The sequence below is a fragment of the Zunongwangia sp. L-65 genome (genome assembly GCF_056859415.1).
Genome location: NZ_JBSXOK010000047.1, coordinates 125,778 through 149,771, shown reverse-complemented (window position 1 = coordinate 149,771; position 23,994 = coordinate 125,778). Strand labels below are relative to the sequence as shown.

Sequence of the window (23,994 nt, the reverse complement as noted above, 5' to 3'; positions counted from 1 at the left end):
CTATTTATATGATGGAATCGTGGAGATTGATACGAAGCTTACTGAGAATGCGCTTAGACCCCTTACAATCGGAAGAAAAAACTAGTTGTTCGCCGGGTCTCATAATGCACCACAGCGATCGGCGTGTATTTATTCCTTTATGCCTATCTGCAAAAAGCACGATGGGAATCCGGAGGAATGGTTAAACCATACCCTGCAGAATATTCTCACTATCAATCATAAAAACCTCCCGGATCTGTATCCACACAATTATAAAAAACTAAAGAATACCTAATAGATGTTCACCGCTAAGTTCTGTTATAAGTATATTCAGATTAACTTCCTAGATGTACTTGGTGGGGTGCATACGGTTTACTGGGTATTTGTGCAGGCGGGGGCTATGCAGCAAATGCAGCAATGAGCGAAAAAAGAATTAAAGCAGTGGTCACAGTTGTGGGCACTAATACGGGTAGGGCATTTAGAGAAACCAATTTTTTAGAAACATTAAAAGCTGTTTCTTCACAACGAACTATGGAAGCAAAAGGAGCAGTTCCAAGGATCACCAATTGGACACCAAATTCTGCTGAAGAAGCAACAAATGCAGGAATAAACGAATTGGATATGTTAGAGGCAATTGATTATTACAGAACATCAAGAGGGGAACACCCAACGGCTAATAACAAATTACTTTTTACAAGTATGGCAAATTTAATAAAGTTTGATGCTTTTCATCTAGCCGAAGTTTTGTTAACGCAGCCCTTATTTGTTATCGTTGGTGATAAAGTGGGTGCGTTTGGTTCTTACCGTGATGGTTTTGAGCTATATAATAAAGCCGCTTCGAAAAGCAAAAAAATACATATAGTAAAGGGCGCAAGTCATTATGATTTATATGACCAACCCCAAGCCACTACAGAGGCATTAGAAAATTTAGTGTCTTTCTTTAGCAATAATCTTTTAGAGAAATAATGACTATTTCTCTAAAAATAATAGGAATTGTTTTACTTATTTCAGGTCTCGTACTCGCTTTTAAACCAACTATAATCAGCAAAACCCCTTTGCCTAATAATTCATATCAAATCATTGAAATGCGGGTGGTTTGGGGTTTTCCAATAGGAGTAGGGATGTTGTTTATTTTCCATAATCAATGGGGCGATTTAAAATTAACCCTATGTGCACTATTAATTTTTCTAACTTTAGGAATTATCTTCGCTCGGTTATTGGGAATGGTTTTAGACGGTTTTTTAAAAAAACAATTGCTTTGGCTGACGATGGAAATTGTTGCTTTCATCTTTTTTGTAGTTTTATATAGATATGCAGACAATTAACTCTTTATCCGAATTTCATCGGTTATTATCCATTCCTCCTCCTGCGCATCCGCTGATAAGTGTGGTTTCAGTTTCAGAAATACACGCTGTAAATTCTGATTTGTGGATGCAGTTTTCTACCGATTTTATACGATCTCTATAAAAAACAATATTCAATCCAAAGTAAAATATGGGCAGCAGTATTATGATTTTGCCAAAGGAACAATAATTTTTACTGCTCCTAAACAAGTCCAATCCATTGAAGTGGATAAAACCAATGCTTTTAATGAAACGATTGGAACAGGATATGTGTTGATTTTTCATACCGACTTTTTGAAAAAACACCCATTGCAAAGCATCATTAAAAAATATGGTTTCTTTTCCTATGCGGTAAATGAAGCCTTGCACCTTTCTGAACAGGAAGAAAAAAATGTCGTTGAGATATTTCAAAAGATAGAGAAAGAATATCAGCATATCGACAAGCACACACAAGATATTATTTTATCGCAAATTGATTTGCTTTTAAATTATTGCAATAGGTTTTACGAACGCCAATTTATTACCCGAAAAATCGTAAATGATGATTTACTTTCTAAAATGGAAATGATGTTGAACGACTATTTCAATACTGGAGAAACACTAAAAAGAGGTTTGCCTACCGTAGAATATTTAGCCAATCAACTCAATTTTTCCGCAAATTACCTAAGTGATATGTTACGTTTGTTAACAGGGCAAAACGCCCAACAACACATTCACGAAAAACTAATTGAAAAAGCAAAAGAAAAACTTTTAACAACAAACTTGTCCGTCAGCGAAATTGCCTTTGAATTAGGTTTTGAACAATCACCATCATTCCACCGACTTTTCAAAAAGAAAACCGAAATGTCGCCTTTGAAGTATAGGCAATCGTTTAATTAAATTTTCCTTCCTGAATTTTTGTTTTTGTAAAGAATTGAAACCTATGTACCGCCAATAGTGTATACTCAAAGCAATAGCAATAAAAAGAACAGGCGGCCATTCTAGATTTCAGGTAAAGCTTATTTTCCAATGATCACTTTTCGATGTGCTATTCCCCAATCTGTAAGATTGTTAATGATGGTTTTTAGTGATTTTCCGTGTTCAGTAAGTTGGTATTGAACAGTCACGGGATGGGTATCTAAAACTTTACGTTTGACCAATTGGTTAATTTCCAATTCCTTTAATTCTTTACTCAACATTCTGTTGGAAATCCCATCGATGTCATTCAAAATATCGGAAAAACGCCTTTGGTTGTAATAACACATTGAGGAGATAATAGGTATTTTCCATTTTCCACTCAATACGTCCATTGAATCCTGTACGGCTCTCATTTCTTTCTTGTGTTCCTGTCCAAAATCGTTTGTATGACAATTCATAATGTTACTTTGTTACACCGGTGTTACTGTTATTTTTAGACACAAAGTTACTTAAAATAACTTCCCTAATATACCTTTGTCCCCATAAACATAACTAAATTTAAAAAAATGGATTTTACCAACAAAAATGTAGTGATTACAGGGGGTACCACAGGAATAGGTTTTGCAACCGCAAAGGCATTTATCGAGGCAGGAGCAAGCGTTTGGATAACCAGCAGAAGTGCCGATAACCTGCAAAAAGCAGCACAAAACCTTGGCAGTGCTAAACTGAAAACAGTGGTTTCAGACACTTCCAGTTTATCAGGGATTACTGTTTTAGAAAAAGCAATGGCAGAAAGCGGAAGCAAAATAGACGTACTTTTTTTAAATGCAGGAATAGCGGTATTCAATTCTATTGAGCAGGTAACTGAAATCGATTTTGATGCTCAATTCAACACTAATGTAAAAGGAAGTTTCTTCACGTTACAAAAATTACTTCCTCATCTTAACGATGGTGGAGCTGTACTATTTACTTCGTCAACTGTAGCAACAGCGGCCAGTCTAGAATCAAGTGTTTATGCTGCAACCAAAGGAGCACTCAATAAAATTGCCCAGGTTGCTGCCAATGAGTTAGCACCAAGAAAAATCAGGGTAAACATCGTAAGCCCAGGACCAACGCAAACCGAAGGTCTTGATGGAGTTGTATCTGAGGAAGCAAAGGATTACTTAGCTTCCACCACCTCTTTACAAAGATTGGGCAATCCCAATGAGATTGCAAACGCTGTTTTGTTCTTAGCTTCTAACAAAGCTAGTTTTATTACAGGAACAGAACTGCTGGTAGATGGTGGTGCCATCAACAACTTAATGAAATAATCTCGCTACACCTCTTATTCAATAAAAACCGCTGACAATAAAACTGTTAGTGGTTTTTGTTATTCCATTGGCAGGTGTAAGTTAGCCTACCATCTTGCTTACGATTTTAGACCGATCATCAATGAACTTGAACTAAGGACTAAAAAATATATAGAATTTAAATAGAAGGCTAAGACCAAAGCCTAGGGCAATTAGCAGGATCTTGAATTTAAATACGCTTATCCTTGATTTGCAAACTTTTTAAAGCGATGTACCCTATAGTTTTGTAAAAAAACAATTATGAAGAGTACACAAAAAGTTTGGTTGATTACCGGCGCCTCTAAAGGAATGGGACTTGAAATCACAAAAGCAGTTTTGAAAAATGGCGATAAAGTCATTGCAACTTCTCGAAATACGGACACGCTTTTAGAAAAAATTGAGCTTAACGCTATCCTAAAAGAACGAAAATTACAACTCGAGGATAATTTGCTCCCGTTAAAATTGGATATCACCAATGAAACCGCCGTAGAAAGCGCTATCTTAAAAGGCATAGAGAAATTTGGACAAATAGATGTTGTAGTCAATAACGCAGGATATAACCTGTTGGGGAATATGGAAGAACTAAGTGATGCCGAGTTTCGAAAAACAATGGATGTGAATGTTTTTGCAATGGCTCATATCCTTAGATACGTGTTGCCCCATTTACGAAAGCAACAATCTGGACATTTTATTAACACTGCTTCGATGATGGGGTATATGAGCTATCCGGGCAATGGAAGTTACAGTGCTTCCAAATATGCAGTTATAGGATTATCGGAAGCTTTGGCACAAGAAGTTAGGCCATTTGGCATTAAGGTGACCATTTTGGTACCAGGAACCTTTCGCACCAATTTTATGAATGAGGACACTCTAAATGTGGCACAACATAAAATAGACGCCTATAATTTAGATACACAGGTAGAACAGTTTACGGGGTTGGATGGCAAACAATTGGGAAATCCTAAAAAATTAGCACTGGTAGTCATTAAACTTCCAGAAATGCCCAATCCTCCTTTGCACCTTCCTTTAGGCTCTGATAGTTATAGAGCCATTGTAGAAGTTCGTAAAAATGAACAGAAAGAAATGGAAGAATGGAAAACCTTATCTTTATCTACTGATTTTAAGAAAAAATAAGTTGAAAAAAGCTGCTCCATATAAAATTGAGTCCATAGCTGAACTTCATAGGTTATTCAATTTGCCAACACCAATTCATCCTTTAATAAGTGTGATTGATTTTGAGCATTTAAAATTCGATGCCAATAAAATTTGGAACAGCTTTTATTATGGTTTCTATTGCGTAGCCATTAAAAAAGGTGCTTCCGGCAAGTTTCGGTATGGGCAAGGAGATTATGATTTTGATGAAGGCATAATGAGTTTTACCAAACCAGGTCAAATCTTTTCTGTTACGAATCCTACAGATGACCCTGTGTCTGGATATATGATGGTTTTTAAACCAGACCTTATACGTCATTACGAATTAGGAAAGAAGATTGGGAATTATGGATTCTTCTCTTATGCTACCGCAGAAGCACTTCACCTTTCTGAAAAAGAGGACAAGGTTATTATATCCCTGATGCATCAAATACATGAAGAAATAAAAACTAATATAGACTATTACAGCCAGGATTTAATAGTTTCGCATATTGACCTGCTTCTCAATTACGCAAAGCGTTTTCACAACAGGCAATTTCTAACGAGAAGTTCCATCAATAATGATATCGTAATAAAAATGGAAGCATCAATGGATGCATATCTAAAAAGCGATGCTACACAACTGGGTGTTCCCACAGTCAATTTTTTTGCAGAAAAACTCAATCTCTCTCCCAATTACTTAAGTGACCTCCTGAAAAATATCACCGGTAAAAATGCGCAAGCACATATTCAGGAATCCCTGGTAGAAAGAGCCAAAGAACTACTCTCGACGACCAATTTAAGTATAAAGGAAATAGCCTATGATTTGGGCTTTGAATACCCCCAATCCTTTAGTACGATGTTTAAAAAGAATACACAACAAACACCTTTACAATTTCGAGCATCATTTAATTGAAGAAATTACTACCGCTAACAAAGATGCTGAGTTAAAATCAAATCATTTAGCTCAATTTTGAAATAAAACCTTCATCATAGGGCATTCCGCTTTTTGCAATTACGAAGGCCTGTTTCAAAAGCTTGTTGTCCACTGCAATCAATGCTAGTTTTTCGTTTTTTTCTTTTCCCACAATCCGCTCATAGATTTCCCTCCAGGCCTTATTGTACTTGCAGGCTGAAAATGCGCATAGGAATAAGAGGTTACGAAGTCTCTGGTACCCTACCTTACTGATTCGTATCCTGCCCACCAACCACATCTTTTAAGTTCGCATAATTTTATTTACCTGGTTACTTTCTGGTAAGCTTGATCTAACCTTGCTGTAATTTCTTGTAGTGCTGTGGGTAGAGATTCCGGTCCTTATGGTAGATGGACATGATATTCTTCAGGGTATATTTGAGCCACTGATATAGATTCACTTCGTGTTTTTTGCAGATGGCAAAGAAGGAATAGATTACTGCGGCTCTTTGTGTTGCTGAATGAGAACCTGCAAAGAGGTAATTCTTTCTACCTGTAAGCTTTCCTTAATTATAACTACCTGATTTAGAGATTTTCAGTTTCCTGAATAAAACGCTAACTAATCGAAATCTGCTTTATCACAAATTCAGCCACTTATATGCATTGTGGCAAAGTTGTTGTAAATTTCCCCCGGTAGAATAACTAGTGGAAAATTGAAACGATTTATGAAAGTAAGTATTTGGTCAGATGTTAGATGTCCTTTCTGTTATATCGGAAAGAAGAAATTTGAAGACGCTCTTGAAAAGTTTTCAAATAAAGATGAAGTAGAAATCGTATGGAAAAGCTTTCAGCTTGACCCCTCTTTAAAGACAGATACGCACACTTCTATGCTGGATTATTTTGTGAAGACTAAAGGTGTAAGTGAAGAGCAGGCCATGCAAATGTTCAGTGGAGCTACAAAAATGGCAGAGGAAACAGGTATTGCCATGAATATTCAGAAAGGAATCCTGGCGAATTCTTTCAATGCACACCGCCTTATCCAATTTGCTAAAACCAGGGGCTTAGGGAATGAGGTTAAAGAAGCTCTCTTTAAAATTCATTTTGAAGAAGGGAAGAATATTGATGATATTTCTATACTCACAGAGGTTGCTGTATCTATAGGCCTGGATGCTGAAGAGGTTAAGCAGGTTTTAAAATCAGATGACTTTGCTTATGAAGTGAAACAGGACGAGATGGAAGCCCGTAATATTGGTGTAAGAGGAGTTCCATTTTTTGTATTTGATGATAAATATGCAATTTCCGGAGCCCAGCCAGTTGAAGCTTTCCTTCAGACCTTAGAAAAAGTCTGGGAAGAAAATAAATCTGAGCTTAAAATCTCCGAAGGGGATTCTTGTTCCAGCGAGGGAAACTGTGACTAAGAAACAAGTGACTTAAGCCATTATGCCTAGCTTTTCTTAGAATCCTTTAGATTAGTCATCGCTAAAAGAGAAATAAACGTACCGATACGTTTATACATATGTTAGGCTTTATTAAAAAAAATATGACTATACTGAAATTCTTATTTCATTATTATGGACTTGAAAATGGACCATTCCGAAAAATTACTGAATTTGGTTATGAAAAAGCTGAAGAAATCCAAAATCAAATCTCGAAAGGATGGAATAGTAAAGGACCAGAGAATTATATTAAATTAAGGGAAAATTTATCTAAAAGGGAGGTAAACTAAATAGAAATGACCCTTTCTATTTTACATTAGGAGAATGTGAGTGGGCGAAATCTTGGTACATAAATCCAGGTATTATAAAAATTCCTATAACTGTTTTTAAGCCTGAACATATAAGTTTTACTTATCCTGATCGTTATCATTTCAGTTATACGATGAGCCAAAACTTGAAACTTATAGAAAGGATTGTAACGGGCAAGTTTTTTTATTGAGTGAAATAAACAATCTGTTTAATAACTATGGACTGCCGACCGAGGAAAAATCACAAATTCAAGAAAGTTCAAAGTACGATAGATAATATATAGAAGTTCAAGTTTGGGATAGTGAAATAGTAAATGAATATAAAAACAAAGCCTAATAACTAAGTCTTCGTTCTAACATGAAGATCCTGCTGACTGGTGTTTTTGGAGAACGTTTTATTAGCATCCGTTAGGCTAGCGGAGTTTTGAGAGTAATACAGATGTAGTGCTTACGGCCAAACACCTCGAAAACCAATAATTGGCAAAAAAAGTCCCCTAACAGGCTATAAAAATAATGTTCTAAAAAAAACTATTTTTATAGCTATCGTTGTGTAACAAGCCGGAACATAACCCAAACTTCGAAAGAACAATTTATTTCAAATTATAAATTGATTATATTAGCCTGATGAAAATTAAAGATAGCATAGAGGCAAAAATGATTGATTTTACTTCGTTGTGTAGACTGTACAACGTGAAAAATCTATATGCTTTTGGTTCTGCTACCACGGATGATTTTGATGAAAGCTCAAGCGCATCGTGTTATTCAAGCATCGGGTAACATTGGCGGTTATATGTGGGGCAATACAAGAAAGACCGCTATTATCGGTTGGGAAAGTGCAAAAACCGATATTTTGGAAATGTAGCAAGTTTCGGGTTTTCTGCCATAATACACATTCCAATCTTTGCAACAGAAATTTTAAACAAAAAACAATGCAAAGATTTAAAAACAAATTCGCACTTATTACAGGCGGGACAAACGGAATGGGATTTGCAACAGCCCAACAATTTATCAAGGAAGACGGTAAAGTAATCATTACAGGGCGAAGTGCCGAAACAGTAAACAAAGCCGTTGAACGGTTAGGAAAAAAAGCGTTTGGAATTGTATCCAATGCAGGCAGTATGAAAGATATAATGCTTTTACACGAACAGGTTAAACAACATACGGAAAACATTGATTTACTTTTTGTCAATGCAGGTTACGGAAAATTTGCACCTGTTGAATTTGCCGATGAAACCCATTTTGACGAGTTGTTTAATATGTTGGTAAAAGGAACATTTTTTACAGTTCAACAAACTTTACCTTTAATGAAAAAGGGAAGTGCCGTTGTATTCAATACTTCATTTGTTACAGAAGTTGGAATGACCAATTTTTCCGTTTATTCGGCAGCAAAATCAGCCGTGCAATCATTTATTAAAACTTTTGCGGCAGAGTTTACTGAAAAAGGTATTCGTGTGAACGGCATTAGTCCGGGACATATTAAAACCAACATCTTTAATAATACAGGTTTGAACACTGAACAAATTGAGGGAGCAATTCAAAGCATTATTCCTACAATTCCTTTTAAAAGATTAGGTGAACCTACTGAAATTGCAAACGCTGTTCTGTTTCTTGCTTCGCAAGAAGCCTCCTACATTCACGGAACAGAATTAACAGTGGACGCAGGAATTTCAGTGATAAGATGATAAAGCAAAAGTTACAAAATACAGATTGGCAAAAAAAGTCCCTAACAGGCTATAAAAATAATGTTCTAAAAAAACACTATTTTTATAGGTATCGTTGGCAACAAAATGAAAAATCTAGGATTCATATTATTTCTTGGAATTTTTTCCTGTAAATCGGGATTTGACTCCTCTTCGACTTGTAGCCTTACCTTTCTTAGGACATCATAAAATTCGATAAATAGCTGAACCTTAAATATTTAATAAATTTGAATCGGCCAAGTATTGTACTTCGTGGCTAAGGCTAGCCCCGAATAATAAAATATCGGGCGGAAAAATCTTAAGCCATAGCATCCAAAAGGAAGCAACCGATTAAAAATAGCATTAAGACAGGCAGCAAATTCCATAGGAAACTTAAAAGACATGCATCTCTCCAATTTCTTTAAAAGGGTAGCTTTTAGAAAATGAAGTACAGTTGCAGTATCGGCTACAGCCAGGAAACTGGCAGTAATCGTTGGGAATATGATGGTGAAAAAAGTTCCCTACCTTTCACCAACAGAATATCTGTTCCTTGATCAAAAGCGAAAACTAAAGATGGTAGCAAGATTAAAGAAAAATATTGCTAAATTGGAGCTTAAACCTGAAGATCTGGGGTTTTCACTAACCTTAGTCTCTACAAACTAATTTAACGTTAGTCAGAATTTATCTAAAAACCGAAAAACAAATGAAAAAAAGCCTTGTCATCCTTTTGACAATAGTATTTTTTTGCAGTTGCAAGGAAAAAACTAAAATTGATACAAATGACGTCATTGCCAAATTTCAAGAGAATGCTGAAAATATAAATTCATTGGAATATCGAATGCAGAGAATTGACACTTTTGCTCAAGGTGGAACTGTGTGGAATAATTCTGGAGTTGCCCTAATCGAAAAAGATGATAATGATAAAGTTTTTGGATTTTCTTTTTATGGCAAAAGAGATGACATTGATAAAGAATATATTTATGATGCTGGAAATGGATTCGAAATATCTAAAAAAGATAAAACCTACGAAGTAAAACCTGGACATTTTGGATTTATTGGTAGTCCAGGAGGACAAATGGTTCACCAAAATATATTCAAAATTGACTCAATCTATAAAAGTGTTTCTCTTTCCGAAACAGAAAATTCCTATTTGCTTTCTTTCGAGTTTGAAAATGATATAGTTTACAATGTTTCCGATAGGACAAAGGTTTATGAGCTTAATAAAACGGATTTTTTTCCAATCCAGATTAAACAAAAATCAAATCAACTAGGGAACAAATCAGTTTCTATCGCAAAATTTAGCGATGTGAGAATAAATGAAAATGTCACAAATTCAATACATGATTTAAAACGAGATTTTCAGGATTATTCAATTATACAACCTGAAAAAAGAGAGCCAAATAAATTACTGTTAAAGAAATTACCAACATTAGAACTGCCTGATTTATTTGACAAAAATAAAATTGTAAAAATTAATAGTAACCAATTGACTTTAATAGACTTTTGGGAAGTCTGGTGTGGACCTTGTATCGCATCATTTCCTAAGGTGGAAAACCTAAAAAACAAATTTGTATCTGAACTAAACGTAATTGGAATAGTGTCTGAAGACCACGAAAATGCAACTAAGTTGGTAAGGAAAAAAGGAACAACTTTTCAAAACCTGATTGGAAATAATGACCTGGAAAAAGAATTTAGTGTCAATAGTTGGCCAAGATACTTTTTGGTAGATAAAAACGGAATTGTTCAAAAAGAGTATTTTGGATTTTCTGACCAAATCGAAAAAGATATTGAAGATTTTATAACCAAATAAAAACTAGTTACAATAACTCAGTCTTCGTGTGGTCGGTACGATCTAACATGAAGATCCTGTTGATTAGCAGTTATTTGGTAGTTTATTTTTTGATGAGCCTTTTAATCGTAGTCGTTAGGCCAATAAAGTTTGAGTTTTTATGGGGCAAACCAATCCATAAGACTGCTGAAATTTATACACAATTAGCTATAAAAACATTTAGAAAAAGAACAAAATCAGTTAGATTATAAAAACAGATTTATACAACTTTTTGGTTTATAGGTAGGAAACTATAAGAAAATGAAACACAAACTAGGGAATACAGAAATCGAAGATATCAATGCGACGCTGCCGCCGTTAGGTTGAAAGCTTAAAAGTTTAGAGTTAGAAAGTTCGAGTTTTAATTTTTCTATTATATCATTTTCAAATCACCCAGTTCTCTCCTCTTGTTTCTTGTTTCTAGAATCTAGCATGTTTTTATCTCTAGTCTATTTTCTAAATTCTAACAGCGAAGCGGTCTAACTTCTATATTCTAACAGTTTCAGGATAGATGCTATCGTAACTTACGATTTCTTCTCCTACTTTTTTATGAATTAGGCTACGATTTAATTCTTCAAGATTGGAACAACCGGCAGCTGCAAAAAGCTCTAGGAAATCTTTTAGGATTTCTTCGTGGTAATTTCTTACACGTTTCCACTTATCTTCTACCACAAGTCCTCTCATAAATTTAGGATCGTTAGAAGTTACTCCCGTAGGACATTGATTGGTGTTACATTTTAAAGCTTGAATACATCCCAATGCTAACATCATTCCACGAGCTGAATTACAAAGGTCTGCGCCTAAGCATAAAGCACGGAAAATATCGAAAGCGGTAAAGATTTTTGTAGCGGTAATAATCTTTATATCCTTTTTTAAATCATATTTTCTTAGCGTATCTACTACAAAAACAAGTGCTTTTTCCCACGGCATTCCCACATAATTTGAGAAATCAATGGGGGCAGCTCCCGTACCACCTTCAGCACCATCTACGGTAATAAAGTCAGGTTTTATTCCGGTGGCTTTCATTGCTTCGCAGATGTCAATAAATTCTTTTTTGTTACCAATACATAGTTTAAACCCAATAGGTTTTCCATTGGATAAATCACGGAGTTGTTGGATCCATTTCAGTAAACCTTCAGGGGAATCAAATGCAGAGTGTCCCGGAGGTGATAATACATCTGTATGTGGTTTTACTCCTCGTATTTCTGCAATCTCTTCGGTGTTTTTAGCTGCCGGTAATACGCCTCCGTGACCGGGTTTAGCTCCTTGGGAGATTTTAATTTCAATCATTTTTACTTCCGGATAGGCGGCAACTTTTTCATATTTTTCAGCTGAAAAATTTCCATCTTCTGTTCGACAACCAAAATAGCCGGTTCCTATTTCGTATACCAAATCACCTCCTTTTCTGTGGTAATCTGAAATACCACCTTCTCCGGTATCGTGGAAAAAGTTTCCAGCTTTTGCTCCTTTGTTAAGTGCCATTACCGCATTACTACTCAACGCACCATAACTCATTGCCGAAATGTTGAATAAGCTGGCAGAGTAGGGATGTTTACAATCCGGTCCGCCTATGGTCACTCGGGGAGCTTGATCTAGTTTTTTGGTAGGATAAATGCTGTGTTCCATCCAGGCATAGCCTTGCTGGGTAACGTCTAATTCGGTACCAAAAGGATGATTTTCTTTTTCTTTTTTGGCTCGCTCGTAGATATAACTGCGATGATTCTTGTCAATAGGTTTGCCGTCGGTATCACTTTCTACAAAATATTGGTGCAATTCTGGACCAATGAGTTCCAGTAGAAAACGCATATGACCAAGGACAGGGAAATTTCGGGTGATGGAATGCTTTTTTTGAACGATATCATAAATACCCAAGATAATGATAGCGGCTGCCATTATTGAAAATCCCCAGGCAGGCCAGATTGCCGTGCAAACGATGAGGGCGACAATAATTAATGCTATTGTTGTAAACCGTATAGCTTCTTTCATATTAAAATAGTGTTTGTGTAGTGTTATTAGTTATTTGGGTTGGACCTTTTTTTATCCTTCAGCAGGAAGTCCACCACATCTTCAAGTTCTTCTTTGGAAAGCGAACCTCCGTAAGCCGGCATATTTTCTGCCCCGTTTACGATTCTTATAATTATTTGTTCTTTAGTGAGCCTATTTTGAACATTGGTTAAATTTGGACCCCGAATTCCACCTTGATCATTAATCTTATGACAGTACAGACAACCTGCTGTATTGAATACATTGATACCTCGTTGCACTGAAGGTTTTGCTTCGGGTACGGTGGTATATTCTGAAAGTGGTTCGGCATCGAATTTTGGATGCCAAGGTTCTACATCTCCTATGTACCAAAGTCCGCAAATCGTAATAATTAAAAAAGCGACCGCGCCTATGGCCCAAGGTCTTTTTAGTGGACTACGTTCGCCGCCTTTGGATAAAAACGGAACGGCTAAAAGAACCGTGATGGTTAATACGGGTCCGAGCATAATGACATAAGAACCAATATTTCTGGGCATTAAGGCGAAAATGGCGAATATCCAGGTGAAATACCAATCGGGTTTAGGATCTACTTTTACATTCGTTAAATCTGGTGCGCCTACCAATTCGGGAGCGCCCACAAACCAAGCTATAAAAACTAAAACGATAAGTACTAGCGCGCTAAAACCGCATCTCTCCAAATAGCATTTGGGAAAAAGGGAACTCCTTTTTCCTTTAGCATATTTTCGTACCAATTTCTATAGGTTTTCGGATTTAAATAACGTCCGACTTTAGGTGGTTCAGAAATTCCGTTTCTAAACACCAAAAATAAGTGGTAGGCTACAAAGCTGAAAAGCAACGCGGGAATCACAAATACGTGAAGAGAGAAAAAACGATTTAATGTTTCGCCATTAATATTTTCACCTCCCATTAAAAAGTGGGCTATACTGTCACCTATCAATGGAATTCTTCCCATTTGTTCAGCGGCGACTACACTAGACCAAACCCCGTTATCATCCCAACGCAGTAATTGTCCCGTGAAGGCCATTACAATAGTGAGTGCCATTAGTACCACTCCGGTGATCCAACTCATTTCGCGTGGATATTTGTACGCAGCAAAAAGATACACACGAATCATATGCATCCCCATTAGCAATACCATTCCTGAAGCTCCCCAATTGTGCAAGCCTCTTATAAAACTTCCTAAAAAAGCTTGATTTTCTATGTATTGAAGCGATTGGTAGGCAACGTCTGCTGAGGGCTGATAGAGAAATGCTAAAGCAATTCCTGTAACTACCTGAATAATAAGACAGGATAGGGTGGCACTTCCCCAAACGTAATTCCATTTAGATCCCGGTGGCACCAAATGAGTGGTGAGTGGTTTCACCAATTCGCTTAGTCCTCCACGGTCATCTACCCAATTCCATATATTTTTTAAAGCCTTTTTCACGATGTTAGGTTGGTTATGGGGATGTTTTGTGTTTTAATCTGTACGTTATTGTTGTGTACTCTTACTTCATAATCAAACATTCCGCGGGGTGGGGGGCCTGCGGCCCAGGATCCATCTTTATGGTAAACTCCGCCGTGACAGGGACAAAGAAAGATTTCTGATTTTTCTACCCATCGTACGGGGCAACCTAAATGCGCACAATTTACCGATAAGGCTAAAAAGCTATCATCTTCTTTGCGTCTTACATAGGCTGCAGAACGTGCAATGCCACCACTCCATTCATAGGTCGAGGCATTTTCAAAAGTGACCATTTTTGTTTCGCCTATTTTGAAATCGGTTAATTTTCCTACGGAACGCCAGACTTCAGTTTTTTTCCTGATGATAGGATCTAGCATTGCAGCGACTAAAGGAAAAGACAGTACCGCGGCAAAAAAAGCTCCTACGCCCAAGGTGATCCTTGTCATAAAACTTCTTCTGTCTAGTGACTCCTTGTGGTTATTTGGTGGATTTTGATTTTCGCAATTACAAGCCATTATTCTTCATCGTGTTTAATTTCTTTATTGATTTCTACGATCCAGCCGATAAGTGCTACCACAAAAACGATAGCGCCCATTCCCGATAAAAACCAGTTGGTCAAGATTCCCCAAAAGATAAATACTATTCCAAAAGCCAGAAAGAATGGCCAATAGGTAGGTCTGGGAAGTTCTTCGGGTTTTGCTTTATATTTTTTTTCTTGGTTCATCATTTCCTTATTTCGTAGTGTGAATTATTGTTTCGGTTTTTTCTGTCGGATTTTCCTCGTACCAGTTCAGTAAAATAGAAACCGAAGCCAATACGTAAAGAATACAACCGGGCACCCACATTAACATTCCTGCTAATTCCTGATCTGCTCTTAAAGTTAAAGGAACCGGACTTCTTAAAGTGGTAAATGCTGTTAATGAACTGTTTAAGGTATCTGTGCTTGCAGAAAAAGCTACATATAATCCCAATAATGAGCAACTTACACAGGCTGTAAAAAGATAAATCACACTTTTTAAAGGAGCCAGGCGTTTGCTTTTAACAGGATTAAAAACCGGCAATGCAAATAATATTCCCGCAATAAACAATAAGCTTAAAATAAGACTTTCTGGTATAGCTGTGATCCAACTATCTTTAGTGGCGGTAATACCGCAAATGGCCGTTCCGGTTTCTGCGGAAAGAATGCCCGCGCTCAAAAAATGTCCGCCCCACATCATTACAGCACTTAACCACCAAAACATTAGGTAATAGTTTTTCGGTTGCTGTAGGATATTCAGCTTAAATTTTTCTGAAAATAAAATTGTATTTGATGGAATGGATTTTAAGAATAGGATAGGGGCAATCATCAACAAAACGATATGCTGAAGCATTGTAAGACTATGCAAACCATAGTCTCGGAGCAAGGCTATAGGAGAACCAAAACTTACATATCACAGGATTACCGTTACTATAAAATAAGCCTTTTGTGAAGTTTTTGTCTTTAAAAACAACAGGTATGCTACAATGGTCAAAACAGAAAGTATTATTCCTGCAAATGACCAGTTATCCGGAGTTATGAAAAAATCTGTATTTATCATAATAAAGGAGTTATGTACACAAAGTAAAAAACAAATAACCAGACAACATCTACAAAATGCCAGTAAACTTCAACACCGCCAAATCCGGCTATGGATACTCTTCTTAATTTTCCCAAACTCATTATTAATAAAATGAGCAGGGCCAAAATACCTAAAATTACGTGAAAGCCGTGAAAGCCGGTTAGGGTAAAGAAACTGGAACCAAATACATCTTTACTTAAGGTGATTTGTTCTTGATAAAGTCCTATGTATTCGGTGACCTGTCCAGTTATAAAAACAATTCCCAATACGATAGAAAGCAATAAGAAGATATTGAATCCTTTAAAATTTTCTTTGTTCAGGGCTCTTTTACTTATCATCAGGGTGCCACTGCTGGCAATTAAAAATAGTGTAAAAATCCCCGCCCTTACGGCATCGAGGTGTTGAGCAACCGTATCGGTAGCTTCCGTAAAATTCCGATAATATACATAACCAATGATAAGGGCAATGAAAAAGAACGTTTCAGAGCCGATCATTAGAAGCATTAATAATTTTCCTTTATCCTTCATCAATTAAGTCGCTTATCAGGATTATCGGGATTGGCCAAATCCCACAAAGGCCGTCTGCTGTGTACTCGCGGTACTTCTTCAAAATTCTTTAAGTCTGGTGGGGAGTTGGTCGCCCATTCTAAGGTCCAGGCCTCCCAAGGGTTTTTGGGAGCAGTACGTGGCTTTTTCAGGGTAATGAATAAATTCCACAGAAAAACAGCAATGGCCACAAACATCATTACCGCTCCCAAGGTAGAGATCATATTGAAAATTTCCCAAGATCCAAATCTTGATGGATAGGTATAAATTCTACGGGGCATTCCAAAAATTCCGAGTACGTGCTGAACAAGGAAGGTGAAATTAAAACCTATCACAAATAACCATAAATGCCATTTTCCTAATTTTTCTGAAAGAAAACGACCGCTAATTTTAGGAAACCAGTAGTAAATACCTGCAAAGATCCCAAAGGCGGTTCCTCCTAAAAATACGTAATGAATATGCGCTACTACGTAATAGGTATCGGTTAATTGCCAATCGATGGGAACGATTGCAAAAGAAGCGCCGCTTAACCCACCAATAGTAAAATCGATTAAAAAAGCTACGGCAAACATCATTGAGACCGTCATTCTAATACTTCCTTTATATAAAGTACCTATCCAGTTAATGACTTTTACTCCTGTTGGAATCCCGATCAGCATAGAACTTGCCGCAAAAAAACCGTTTACGGTATTGGTCATTCCCACCGCAAACATATGGTGAACCCACACGCCAAAGGCGAGTAGTGCAATGGCTACGGTAGAGGCAGCTACGAATTTATATCCAAAAATTTTATTTCTTGAAAAAACCGGGATCACTTCAGAAATAATTCCGAATGCCGGCAATGCTAAAATGTATACTTCAGGATGTCCAAACGACCAAAAGAAATGTTGCCATAATATGGCCGAACCTCCTGAAGAAGGAATAAAGAAGTGCGCATCAAATTGCCTATCGATAAGCATCATAAAAAGGCCTGCATTCAATAGGGGAAAGGCTGCTAATATTAAAAATCCATTGATAAATATCATCCAGGCAAATAGCGGAAGCATATTTAGTTTGATATCTGGGGAGCGTAGGGTTAAAATAGTGGTCACAAAATTAAGACCGGCACCTATACTTCCCATTCCGGTAAGAATAAGTCCTACCAAATAATAATCGACACCCTGAGTTGAAGAGTAGTTGCTTTCACTCAACGGCGCGTAATTGAACCATCCTGCATCTGGTGCGCCACCGGCAAAAAAACTAAAGTACATTAAGAATCCACCTAAACACGTCATCCAAAAACTAAAGGCGTTCAATCTGGGAAAAGCCATTTCGTTCGCTCCAATCATTAATGGGATCAGGTAGGTAGCAAGTCCGATGAGAGCAGGCATCAATACCAAAAAGATCATCGTGGTACCGTGCATCGTAAAAAGCTGGTTGTAAAATTCTGGTGAAATCAGATCGTTATCACCAACCGCTAATTGTGCTCTAATGAGCATAGCTTCCAGCCCACCGATAATAAAAAAGAAAAGGGCGAGCCATAAATACATAATGCCTAATTGCTTATGGTCTACTGAGCTTATCCAGAGTAGCCTTCCTTTATCTGAGGTGACTTCCGGAAGTTGATCTTCGCCTTCTTGTATGTTTATAAATAGACTCATTTAAGGTGTATAATATATTCTACGAGTGCATTGAGTTCTTGTTCAGAAAGGATAAAGTTGGGCATTTTTGCGCCTTCTTTTAACTTTTGTGGGTCATGAAGCCAAGCTCTTAAATTGGTAGCATTTATTTCTTTAAAATCTCCCAAAAACCGCTTTCTGCTTGCAAAATGGGTGAGATTTGGACCTATATTTTCGTTATACCTGGTTCCGTTGATTGCGTGGCAGTTGGTACAGGTTTTTTGCTCAAATAGGTTTCTCCCTTTTTCAAAAAGAGCACTGCCTTCAGTAATCACGGGTTCCAGTTGTTCTTCCTGCCATTTTTTAAAATTCGCTTCATCATCGGCAATAACCCGTATACGCATTCGTGCGTGCTGCATTCCGCAGAACTCACTACAAGTCCCTAAATACTCTCCGGGTTTTTCGGCATACATCCACATATAATTGGTCATTCCGGGAATCATATCTATTTTCCGACCTAATTCTGGCACCCACCAGCTGTGGATGACATCTGCGGAATTAAGCGCCAATAATACTTTTTTTCCTGCCGGAATATGAACTTCGTTAGACGTAATTACTTTACTATTTGGATATTCTGCTTCCCACCACCATTGATGCCCGGTGATGATAATATCCGGCTTAGGATCATCGGGTATGGTTTGTATCTCCTTCATCGACTGAACGGTAAAAAACATAAAAAATACAGTGATGAGAAAAGAAGTGATAAGGGCAAATACTTCGAATTTATGACTTACTGAACCGCTTTGCGGTTGATCTGTTGGACTTTTCGCTTTGTATTTGGTGGTGTATCTATACGTGAAAAAAATCACAAGCCCCAGAATTATAGCGGCTACAACGGCAAAAGACCAATATAGGAAATTAGTGTACTCCAGTACTTGGGTACTGTAAAAGGGTAATACTGCTATCATCTACTCTATAAGTGTTAACAAATATAATATTTATATTTTATGGGAAGTCTTTTCTATAATTTAAATGTTAAATTAAGTGAAAAAAATAACGTTGTATTTACAAATTAAATCTATTCTTACTCTTTTATTAATTTTAAGCTGTTTTTAACCGATAAACTGATAGGTATTTAAGTTGAAGTGTATAATGTGGAGAAAAGGGGTGTGGCGAAATTGGAAATTAGAGAAGTTAAGATAAATCTGGGAGTAAGATTTAAAATAAATCGATTTGAAAATAGGTTAGAGAGTGCACTGTGATCACAGTGAATTTGGCCAAAATTTTGAATGCCGATGAATGTATATTGTGTACTGAATACTGAAAAAAAACTTCTTCATTCCATTTAGGACCAACCTGGGATTTTCAATGTTGAATTGTGAATGGCTTTAAACTGTGAACCGTGAACTTTAAACCTTAGAACTTTCTACTAATTCTATTTTCTTGTCTTTGTTGCGTAGTATAATTGCTTTATATTCCCATTCTCCTGCATTACGAGCGGCTTTAATATCCATAACGCCATTTGCTTTACTTCCTTTAAACTTAAAAGTAAGTTCAACTTTGTTATGATCTTCGCTATACTGCACATCACCGTTTAAAAGGGAAAGGTTATCCTTTAAACTTATTGTGCCGAAGTAATCTGTAACTTTAGGGTCGTTATTCGCTATATCCAAAGCATCTTTATGAAGGCCTTCATCGGCATAGATTTCGGTAAAATTGGAAATATGAGTACCTAAATTTGTGGTAGAGAATGCTAAAATCAATAGTACTGCTATAATGCCAATACTAATTACCAACCATTTTTTCATGTGTTCAATTTTTGATTTTATTCGCTTCAAATAAAGCGCTTACCTCTGGTTTTTGAATCTCAATAATAGTTAAAATCCCGAGAACAATACCTAAAATACCAGTTAAACAGTTTATTACAGAAACTACAATTATAAACGTAGCATTTTTATGCTCTCTAAGATATTTAGCCGCTAAAAAGGTAAGTACGGTTATTAATAGAGAATAGAATAAAAAGACCTCCGAAAATAAAAAATATCAAGTTGAAGTAATTAAACGGAAAATCGTCGGGTATATCTGCATTGGTAAAAGCAACACCCATCACCATGTACATCAGGCCTACGAAGCAAATGAGTAAATTTAAAACTGCCTTTATAATGAATAAAATTCTATAAGTTTCTAAATTTCTTCCTGGCTCGACTTTTGATGATTCCATTTTTAATCAATGATGATTTATGAGCAATTTACTAATATTAGGCGATAACCGCCGGTTTTTTAGATAGGTATTTAAAGAAATTATAGGTATTTTTCAGAATAGTTTATAAATACTTTGAAATGGAAAATAAAAAGGAAAAACTTTTGATTCAATTTAATGAAGCTTTTGCTAATGGGAATCATCAATTTATGCTGGATCAGGTTACTGAAGACTTTCATTGGATCATGATTGGTAAAAAGGAAATTAAGGGAAAAACACAGTTTGCAGAGGCGCTTAAAGATATGAAAGAATTTAACAGTGAGCTGGAGCTTGTAGATGTCATTACGCATGGTAAAAAAGCCTGTGTTAACGGAAATATGAAGATAGTAGCTCCTAAAGCTGAAGATCAAAGCTTTTCTTTTTGCGATGTTTATGAATTTAACTCCTTTAAAGATCCCAAAATTAAACGGATGACGTCCTACGTGGTTGAGCGTTAATAATTCCGGAAATAATGAATATCAAAATCATGCAAAAAAACTATACATTATAAATTAGAGATCAACAATAACTACTACTACTATGAAAAAACTATTTCTTCCGGTCTGTGCTTTATTTGCCATGTCTTTCACCAGCGTCCCAAAAACTGAAATTTTAATATCTGATCGTTCTGAAATTTCAATAAAAGAAGGTATCAAAATGGATTTAAAGGAATACTTTAAAGAAACCAGAAAAACGATTGAAGATCATATTAATGGCCTTTCTGAAAAGCAGCTGAGTTTTAAACCTGCACCAAACCGTTGGTCGGTTAGTCAGTGTCTCGAACATATTATTAAAACCGAAAAAATGCTATTTGGAATGACCAAAGCCGCTTTAGAAGGTGATGCTAATCCAGAACGCAAAAGCGAAGTTAAAATGAGCGATGAAGATCTTATCGCTGGAATTACCGATAGATCTACTAAAGCTCAGGCGAGTGAGTCTTTAATGCCTAATGGAACTTACGAATCTCCAGAAGCCGCTTTAGAAGCCTTTGATGAACAACGCGATGAAATTATGGACTTTATCAACGATCAAACTGAAGAAGATCTAAGAAATCATATTTCAGATTCTCCTTTTGGTCCGGTAGACGGCTATCAATCCTTATTATTTATTGCTGGACACACGGCCAGGCACACATTACAGATTGAAGAGGTGATGCAGGCTGAAAATTTTCCGGAAGAATAAATATTTAAAATCGATAATAATTAAAAGACCATCCGGATGCGGTTGGTCTTTTTATATATGAAATTCTTCGGGGTATACTACAATTCCAAAAATATGCTTTGCAGCATCGGGTACTAGCTCCTTTAGCATAAAGTTCTTTTTTGGGACCTCAAAGGGCGCCTGAATATCAAAGTTTATAGCCGGTTCGTATTCAAATCTTGGATAATATTCTTCATGCCCCAGTACAATTACAAGTTTATAATCCAGTTCCCGTGCTTTTTGATGTGCCTGTTTAAGAAGCTTAGAGCCTATTCCTTTTGATTGAAATTCAGGTGAAACAGCCACGGGGGCTAGTGCCAAAGCAGGGAATTTATTTTTGTCGTTTTGGATGGTAATTTCACTTAGTAATACATAACCCACAAGTTTATTATCTACCTCAGCAACAAGCGAAAGTTCAGGTATAAACGCGTAAGATTTTCTGATGCGGTCTACTAAAAACTGTTCCTGGTGATCACTATTTGATTCATTTAGAAATGCAGCTTCAATAAGGCTAAAGACATCTTCGTGATCTTCGGGCTTTTCCTGTCTAATGTGTACTTCCATCTATTTCAAAAATTAAAGCAATGTAAGTAAATTAAATATATCTTACCGCTATTCAGCATTAATTATCAAAAGGGATTCTTCTGCATTTAAGCTTTCAATTTTTTCAGCATAACGATTATAGGCAAAACTATTTCCGCAGCAATTCATTTCATCAGCTTTACCAGTATTATTCACCAATAACACAGGAATTTTATAGTTGTCTGAAATAAACCGAAGACGATGTTCAGCATCTTTCATACCTTTTTTATGTTTAGCCACACTAGCCACGTAGAAATCAACTTTTTCTAAAATTATATCCTGTAGATGTTCTTCTACAGTTATTTCATAGCAAATGGCCAGTTTTATTTTTTTCTTCTGAAATTGGATTATAGAGTCACTTTTTTTTGGATGGAAAAAAGGGTGTTCATCCTCGTGTAAATATTGTTTAAAGTAAAACTGAATATCGCTTTTGGGCTTAAAAATAGCCATCGCAATATGAATTTTATTATTCAACTTTAAAGGTAACCCAAGGCCAATTGCCAGCTTATATTTGGTGCTATAATCTTTGAAAATTGTTAGTTTGCTGTCGTTTTGTTTAAATGCGAGCTCTCTTGCCAAATGCGGTTCGTAGTTGGTTAAAGAAAGTTCTGGGAAAACTATAAAATCTGCTTTTGCCGCAGCTGCTTTGTCGATATAATCGAGATGCTTTTTTATATTCGCTTTAATATTTCCCGATTCCGATTGCAGTTGGGCCAGTGCTATTTTCATTTCCGTTTAATCTTTTTTTATGCTGAATAGTTTTCCGTAGCTCAGGCAACGCCAACACCATTCTAAAGGACCAAATTTAAAGTACTGAAGCCACAATTGACTTAACACCACCTGAAATATAAACAAGACTGTAGCAGTAAGAAAGCATTGCAGTAAGCTCATTTTCTGATACATCGAAAATCCAATTCCGCTAAAAATCAACACTCCTATTAAGCTTTGAAAAATATAATTGCTAAGCGCCATCTTTCCAACGGGCTGGAAACGTTTCAAGAAACCGGTTAACTTTCCTGTAAACCACAACCACGCGATAAACCACATATAAAAAAGACCAAAAAGCGTATCGCAAATTACCATTAATTTAAGCCAGACAGGATTAAAAAAATCATCTTTGTAAAGATCGAAATTGGGTAAAATAAACAGAAAAATAATTCGGTATATAGTGGTAATAGTAAACAGCCAAATAAATGCATTTTTATTTTTTAAGATAAAATCTTTAAGCCTTAAAAGTTTACCCGATTTCACGAATGCTGCTCCTAAAAGCATCATGGAAAAAGCAATCGGCGCTAAAAACACCAACAAAACCGGGAGATTAGCGCAATATTCCAAAACCCTGAAAGTTAAAGCTTGTTTGTAGCTTCCATTTCTTAAAATCTTGGTGACCTTTTCGAAGTTATATTTTTCTAAAAACCTTTCAGGTGAATAATTTATCCGGGAGAACATATATTCAGCAATCAAATCATAAAGAGGAAATACTAAAATAAAAAGACATAATAGGAGTAAACATTTGCTATTTAGTTGATACAAAAAGTAGATAAAAATACCTAAAATCGCATAAAGATGAATCACATCACCTCCCCAAAGCACCAGGACATGTAGCATACCAATTACAAATAAAATAAGCATGCGTTTAAGCATAAAAAGGCTATTCTTTTTTCTATGCTTCAGTTTCTCAAGCTGCATGGCGATGCCCATCCCGAATAATAATGAGAATATCGGGAAGAATTTAGTGTAAAAAAATAGCTGTAAAATTCGTTGAATTAGCCTATCAAATCTTCCTGCCGACTGATCGTAATACATATCCTGATTCATAAACACCGCGTTCATGATTTCAATATTTACAACGAAAATTCCGAAAACCGCAACCCCACGCCAAATGTCCAGAATTTCGATACGAGTATCGGGAGTGACAGGGTTTAGGTTGGGTGATTTCATA

General features: G+C 36.3%; 26 protein-coding genes and 5 pseudogenes. 15 read left to right on the top strand and 16 right to left on the bottom strand.

Features of this window, described 5'->3' with window-relative positions:
* From AC13DP_RS06080 to AC13DP_RS06065, 4 genes and pseudogenes are all read left to right on the top strand, one after another.
* Nucleotides 1–274: pseudogene (locus tag AC13DP_RS06080) on the top strand (IS66 family transposase); the annotation flags it as partial.
* A gap of 122 nt (nt 275–396) precedes the next feature.
* Entirely contained in the window at nt 397–945 is a 549-nt protein-coding gene (locus AC13DP_RS06075) for an alpha/beta hydrolase (RefSeq protein ID WP_347407606.1), read from the top strand.
* On the top strand, nt 945–1,304 hold the full coding sequence (locus AC13DP_RS06070; RefSeq protein WP_347407607.1) for a DUF4345 family protein: 360 nt from the start codon (nt 945–947) through the stop codon (nt 1,302–1,304). The genes AC13DP_RS06075 and AC13DP_RS06070 overlap by 1 nt, the downstream gene beginning before the upstream one ends.
* Before the next feature lie 243 nt (nt 1,305–1,547).
* Nucleotides 1,548–2,201 carry a helix-turn-helix domain-containing protein gene (locus AC13DP_RS06065; protein ID WP_347407608.1) on the top strand — a complete coding sequence of 218 codons (654 nt, stop codon included), beginning with the start codon at nt 1,548–1,550 and terminating at the stop codon, nt 2,199–2,201.
* Nucleotides 2,202–2,320: 119 nt separating this feature from the next.
* On the opposite strand, the gene AC13DP_RS06060 is transcribed toward AC13DP_RS06065, so the two are convergent.
* Complete coding sequence (locus AC13DP_RS06060; protein WP_228251267.1) at nt 2,321–2,677, bottom strand: winged helix-turn-helix transcriptional regulator; 357 nt, start codon at nt 2,675–2,677, stop codon at nt 2,321–2,323.
* A gap of 108 nt (nt 2,678–2,785) precedes the next feature.
* Here AC13DP_RS06060 and AC13DP_RS06055 point away from each other — a divergent pair, with 108 nt between their 5' ends.
* From AC13DP_RS06055 to AC13DP_RS06045, 3 genes are all read left to right on the top strand, one after another.
* Nucleotides 2,786–3,529 (top strand): SDR family oxidoreductase, encoded by a 744-nt coding sequence (locus AC13DP_RS06055; RefSeq protein ID WP_347407609.1) that lies wholly within the window; start codon nt 2,786–2,788, stop codon nt 3,527–3,529.
* A gap of 279 nt (nt 3,530–3,808) precedes the next feature.
* Nucleotides 3,809–4,681: an SDR family NAD(P)-dependent oxidoreductase gene (locus AC13DP_RS06050; protein ID WP_347407610.1), complete on the top strand. Its 873-nt coding sequence runs from the start codon at nt 3,809–3,811 to the stop codon at nt 4,679–4,681.
* Complete coding sequence (locus AC13DP_RS06045; protein ID WP_347407611.1) at nt 4,617–5,594, top strand: helix-turn-helix domain-containing protein; 978 nt, start codon at nt 4,617–4,619, stop codon at nt 5,592–5,594. Before AC13DP_RS06050 ends, AC13DP_RS06045 begins: the two co-directional genes overlap by 65 nt.
* A gap of 46 nt (nt 5,595–5,640) precedes the next feature.
* On the opposite strand, the pseudogene AC13DP_RS06040 reads toward AC13DP_RS06045, so the two are convergent.
* Together AC13DP_RS06040 and AC13DP_RS06035 are read right to left on the bottom strand one after the other, a co-directional pair.
* Nucleotides 5,641–5,880, bottom strand: a pseudogene (locus AC13DP_RS06040) (IS110 family transposase); the annotation flags it as partial.
* A 64-nt stretch (nt 5,881–5,944) separates the two neighbouring features.
* A pseudogene (locus AC13DP_RS06035) lies at nt 5,945–6,145 on the bottom strand (IS66 family transposase); the annotation flags it as partial.
* Between the two features lie 129 nt (nt 6,146–6,274).
* Between AC13DP_RS06035 and AC13DP_RS06030 the strand changes: the two are divergent.
* The 6 genes and pseudogenes from AC13DP_RS06030 (at nt 6,275) to AC13DP_RS06005 (ending at nt 10,824) form a co-directional block, all read left to right on the top strand.
* Complete coding sequence (locus tag AC13DP_RS06030) at nt 6,275–7,009, top strand: DsbA family oxidoreductase (RefSeq protein ID WP_483067443.1); 735 nt, start codon at nt 6,275–6,277, stop codon at nt 7,007–7,009.
* Nucleotides 7,010–7,131: 122 nt separating this feature from the next.
* Nucleotides 7,132–7,317 (top strand): hypothetical protein, encoded by a 186-nt coding sequence (locus AC13DP_RS06025; RefSeq protein WP_148211674.1) that lies wholly within the window; start codon nt 7,132–7,134, stop codon nt 7,315–7,317.
* A gap of 769 nt (nt 7,318–8,086) precedes the next feature.
* A pseudogene (locus tag AC13DP_RS06020) lies at nt 8,087–8,197 on the top strand (cysteine methyltransferase); the annotation flags it as partial.
* Nucleotides 8,198–8,264: 67 nt separating this feature from the next.
* Entirely contained in the window at nt 8,265–9,017 is a 753-nt protein-coding gene (locus AC13DP_RS06015; RefSeq protein WP_347407612.1) for an SDR family oxidoreductase, read from the top strand.
* A 232-nt stretch (nt 9,018–9,249) separates the two neighbouring features.
* Nucleotides 9,250–9,369: a transposase gene (locus tag AC13DP_RS06010; RefSeq protein ID WP_483067442.1), complete on the top strand. Its 120-nt coding sequence runs from the start codon at nt 9,250–9,252 to the stop codon at nt 9,367–9,369.
* 348 nt (nt 9,370–9,717) lie between these two features.
* Complete coding sequence (locus AC13DP_RS06005; protein WP_347407613.1) at nt 9,718–10,824, top strand: TlpA family protein disulfide reductase; 1,107 nt, start codon at nt 9,718–9,720, stop codon at nt 10,822–10,824.
* Nucleotides 10,825–11,328: 504 nt separating this feature from the next.
* Here AC13DP_RS06005 and AC13DP_RS06000 read toward each other — a convergent pair.
* The 10 genes and pseudogenes from AC13DP_RS06000 to AC13DP_RS05955 form a co-directional block, all read right to left on the bottom strand.
* Nucleotides 11,329–12,828: an FMN-binding glutamate synthase family protein gene (locus AC13DP_RS06000; protein ID WP_150544822.1), complete on the bottom strand. Its 1,500-nt coding sequence runs from the start codon at nt 12,826–12,828 to the stop codon at nt 11,329–11,331.
* Between the two features lie 26 nt (nt 12,829–12,854).
* A complete protein-coding gene (locus AC13DP_RS05995; protein WP_483067440.1) occupies nt 12,855–13,463 on the bottom strand; it encodes a c-type cytochrome in 609 nt (202 codons plus the stop codon).
* Nucleotides 13,464–13,495: 32 nt separating this feature from the next.
* Nucleotides 13,496–14,272, bottom strand: a complete 777-nt coding sequence (locus tag AC13DP_RS05990) for a cytochrome b (protein WP_347407615.1) — start codon at nt 14,270–14,272, stop codon at nt 13,496–13,498.
* Nucleotides 14,269–14,805: a QcrA and Rieske domain-containing protein gene (locus AC13DP_RS05985; RefSeq protein WP_148211670.1), complete on the bottom strand. Its 537-nt coding sequence runs from the start codon at nt 14,803–14,805 to the stop codon at nt 14,269–14,271. The genes AC13DP_RS05990 and AC13DP_RS05985 overlap by 4 nt, the downstream gene beginning before the upstream one ends.
* Nucleotides 14,805–15,017, bottom strand: coding sequence for an aa3-type cytochrome oxidase subunit IV (gene ctaF / locus AC13DP_RS05980; RefSeq protein WP_347407616.1), 213 nt, complete (start codon nt 15,015–15,017; stop codon nt 14,805–14,807). Before ctaF ends, AC13DP_RS05985 begins: the two co-directional genes overlap by 1 nt.
* A gap of 4 nt (nt 15,018–15,021) precedes the next feature.
* Nucleotides 15,022–15,708: pseudogene (locus tag AC13DP_RS05975) on the bottom strand (cytochrome c oxidase assembly protein); the annotation flags it as partial.
* A gap of 155 nt (nt 15,709–15,863) precedes the next feature.
* Nucleotides 15,864–16,415: a cytochrome c oxidase subunit 3 gene (locus AC13DP_RS05970; RefSeq protein WP_013070891.1), complete on the bottom strand. Its 552-nt coding sequence runs from the start codon at nt 16,413–16,415 to the stop codon at nt 15,864–15,866.
* Entirely contained in the window at nt 16,415–18,073 is a 1,659-nt protein-coding gene (ctaD, locus tag AC13DP_RS05965) for a cytochrome c oxidase subunit I (RefSeq protein WP_347407617.1), read from the bottom strand. Before ctaD ends, AC13DP_RS05970 begins: the two co-directional genes overlap by 1 nt.
* Complete coding sequence (coxB, locus tag AC13DP_RS05960; protein WP_347407618.1) at nt 18,070–18,999, bottom strand: cytochrome c oxidase subunit II; 930 nt, start codon at nt 18,997–18,999, stop codon at nt 18,070–18,072. The genes ctaD and coxB overlap by 4 nt, the downstream gene beginning before the upstream one ends.
* 441 nt (nt 19,000–19,440) lie before the next feature.
* Nucleotides 19,441–19,839: a cytochrome c oxidase assembly factor Coa1 family protein gene (locus AC13DP_RS05955; protein ID WP_272956992.1), complete on the bottom strand. Its 399-nt coding sequence runs from the start codon at nt 19,837–19,839 to the stop codon at nt 19,441–19,443.
* Between the two features lie 532 nt (nt 19,840–20,371).
* Here AC13DP_RS05955 and AC13DP_RS05950 point away from each other — a divergent pair.
* Nucleotides 20,372–20,728: a nuclear transport factor 2 family protein gene (locus AC13DP_RS05950; RefSeq protein ID WP_013070886.1), complete on the top strand. Its 357-nt coding sequence runs from the start codon at nt 20,372–20,374 to the stop codon at nt 20,726–20,728.
* A gap of 82 nt (nt 20,729–20,810) precedes the next feature.
* Nucleotides 20,811–21,452, top strand: coding sequence for a DinB family protein (locus AC13DP_RS05945; protein WP_339812723.1), 642 nt, complete (start codon nt 20,811–20,813; stop codon nt 21,450–21,452).
* A gap of 51 nt (nt 21,453–21,503) precedes the next feature.
* On the opposite strand, the gene AC13DP_RS05940 is transcribed toward AC13DP_RS05945, so the two are convergent.
* From AC13DP_RS05940 to AC13DP_RS05930, 3 genes are read right to left on the bottom strand one after another with little or no spacing between them, the layout of a single operon-like run.
* On the bottom strand, nt 21,504–22,034 hold the full coding sequence (locus AC13DP_RS05940) for a GNAT family N-acetyltransferase (RefSeq protein ID WP_347407619.1): 531 nt from the start codon (nt 22,032–22,034) through the stop codon (nt 21,504–21,506).
* A 48-nt stretch (nt 22,035–22,082) separates the two neighbouring features.
* On the bottom strand, nt 22,083–22,781 hold the full coding sequence (locus AC13DP_RS05935; RefSeq protein ID WP_339812724.1) for a carbon-nitrogen hydrolase family protein: 699 nt from the start codon (nt 22,779–22,781) through the stop codon (nt 22,083–22,085).
* A gap of 6 nt (nt 22,782–22,787) precedes the next feature.
* Complete coding sequence (locus AC13DP_RS05930; protein ID WP_347407620.1) at nt 22,788–23,993, bottom strand: DUF418 domain-containing protein; 1,206 nt, start codon at nt 23,991–23,993, stop codon at nt 22,788–22,790.
* Nucleotide 23,994: the final 1 nt, after the last annotated feature.

Bases quoted from the DNA above. Each gene is read 5' to 3' on its own strand.
- AC13DP_RS06000 (WP_150544822.1), bottom strand. From the start codon at position 12,828: ATGAAAGAAGCTATACGGTTTACAACAATAGCATTAATTATTGTCGCC.
- AC13DP_RS06050 (WP_347407610.1), top strand. From the start codon at position 3,809: ATGAAGAGTACACAAAAAGTTTGGTTGATTACCGGCGCCTCTAAAGGA.
- AC13DP_RS05985 (WP_148211670.1), bottom strand. From the start codon at position 14,805: ATGGCTTGTAATTGCGAAAATCAAAATCCACCAAATAACCACAAGGAG.
- AC13DP_RS06060 (WP_228251267.1), bottom strand. From the start codon at position 2,677: ATGAATTGTCATACAAACGATTTTGGACAGGAACACAAGAAAGAAATG.
- AC13DP_RS06045 (WP_347407611.1), top strand. From the start codon at position 4,617: ATGAACAGAAAGAAATGGAAGAATGGAAAACCTTATCTTTATCTACTG.
- AC13DP_RS05955 (WP_272956992.1), bottom strand. From the start codon at position 19,839: ATGAAAAAATGGTTGGTAATTAGTATTGGCATTATAGCAGTACTATTG.
- AC13DP_RS06075 (WP_347407606.1), top strand. From the start codon at position 397: ATGAGCGAAAAAAGAATTAAAGCAGTGGTCACAGTTGTGGGCACTAAT.
- AC13DP_RS06055 (WP_347407609.1), top strand. From the start codon at position 2,786: ATGGATTTTACCAACAAAAATGTAGTGATTACAGGGGGTACCACAGGA.
- AC13DP_RS06005 (WP_347407613.1), top strand. From the start codon at position 9,718: ATGAAAAAAAGCCTTGTCATCCTTTTGACAATAGTATTTTTTTGCAGT.
- AC13DP_RS05950 (WP_013070886.1), top strand. From the start codon at position 20,372: ATGGAAAATAAAAAGGAAAAACTTTTGATTCAATTTAATGAAGCTTTT.
- ctaF (WP_347407616.1), bottom strand. From the start codon at position 15,017: ATGATGAACCAAGAAAAAAAATATAAAGCAAAACCCGAAGAACTTCCC.
- AC13DP_RS06025 (WP_148211674.1), top strand. From the start codon at position 7,132: ATGACTATACTGAAATTCTTATTTCATTATTATGGACTTGAAAATGGA.
- AC13DP_RS06070 (WP_347407607.1), top strand. From the start codon at position 945: ATGACTATTTCTCTAAAAATAATAGGAATTGTTTTACTTATTTCAGGT.
- AC13DP_RS05940 (WP_347407619.1), bottom strand. From the start codon at position 22,034: ATGGAAGTACACATTAGACAGGAAAAGCCCGAAGATCACGAAGATGTC.
- AC13DP_RS05930 (WP_347407620.1), bottom strand. From the start codon at position 23,993: ATGAAATCACCCAACCTAAACCCTGTCACTCCCGATACTCGTATCGAA.
- AC13DP_RS05945 (WP_339812723.1), top strand. From the start codon at position 20,811: ATGAAAAAACTATTTCTTCCGGTCTGTGCTTTATTTGCCATGTCTTTC.
- coxB (WP_347407618.1), bottom strand. From the start codon at position 18,999: ATGATAGCAGTATTACCCTTTTACAGTACCCAAGTACTGGAGTACACT.
- ctaD (WP_347407617.1), bottom strand. From the start codon at position 18,073: ATGAGTCTATTTATAAACATACAAGAAGGCGAAGATCAACTTCCGGAA.
- AC13DP_RS05935 (WP_339812724.1), bottom strand. From the start codon at position 22,781: ATGAAAATAGCACTGGCCCAACTGCAATCGGAATCGGGAAATATTAAA.
- AC13DP_RS06015 (WP_347407612.1), top strand. From the start codon at position 8,265: ATGCAAAGATTTAAAAACAAATTCGCACTTATTACAGGCGGGACAAAC.
- AC13DP_RS05970 (WP_013070891.1), bottom strand. From the start codon at position 16,415: ATGAAGGATAAAGGAAAATTATTAATGCTTCTAATGATCGGCTCTGAA.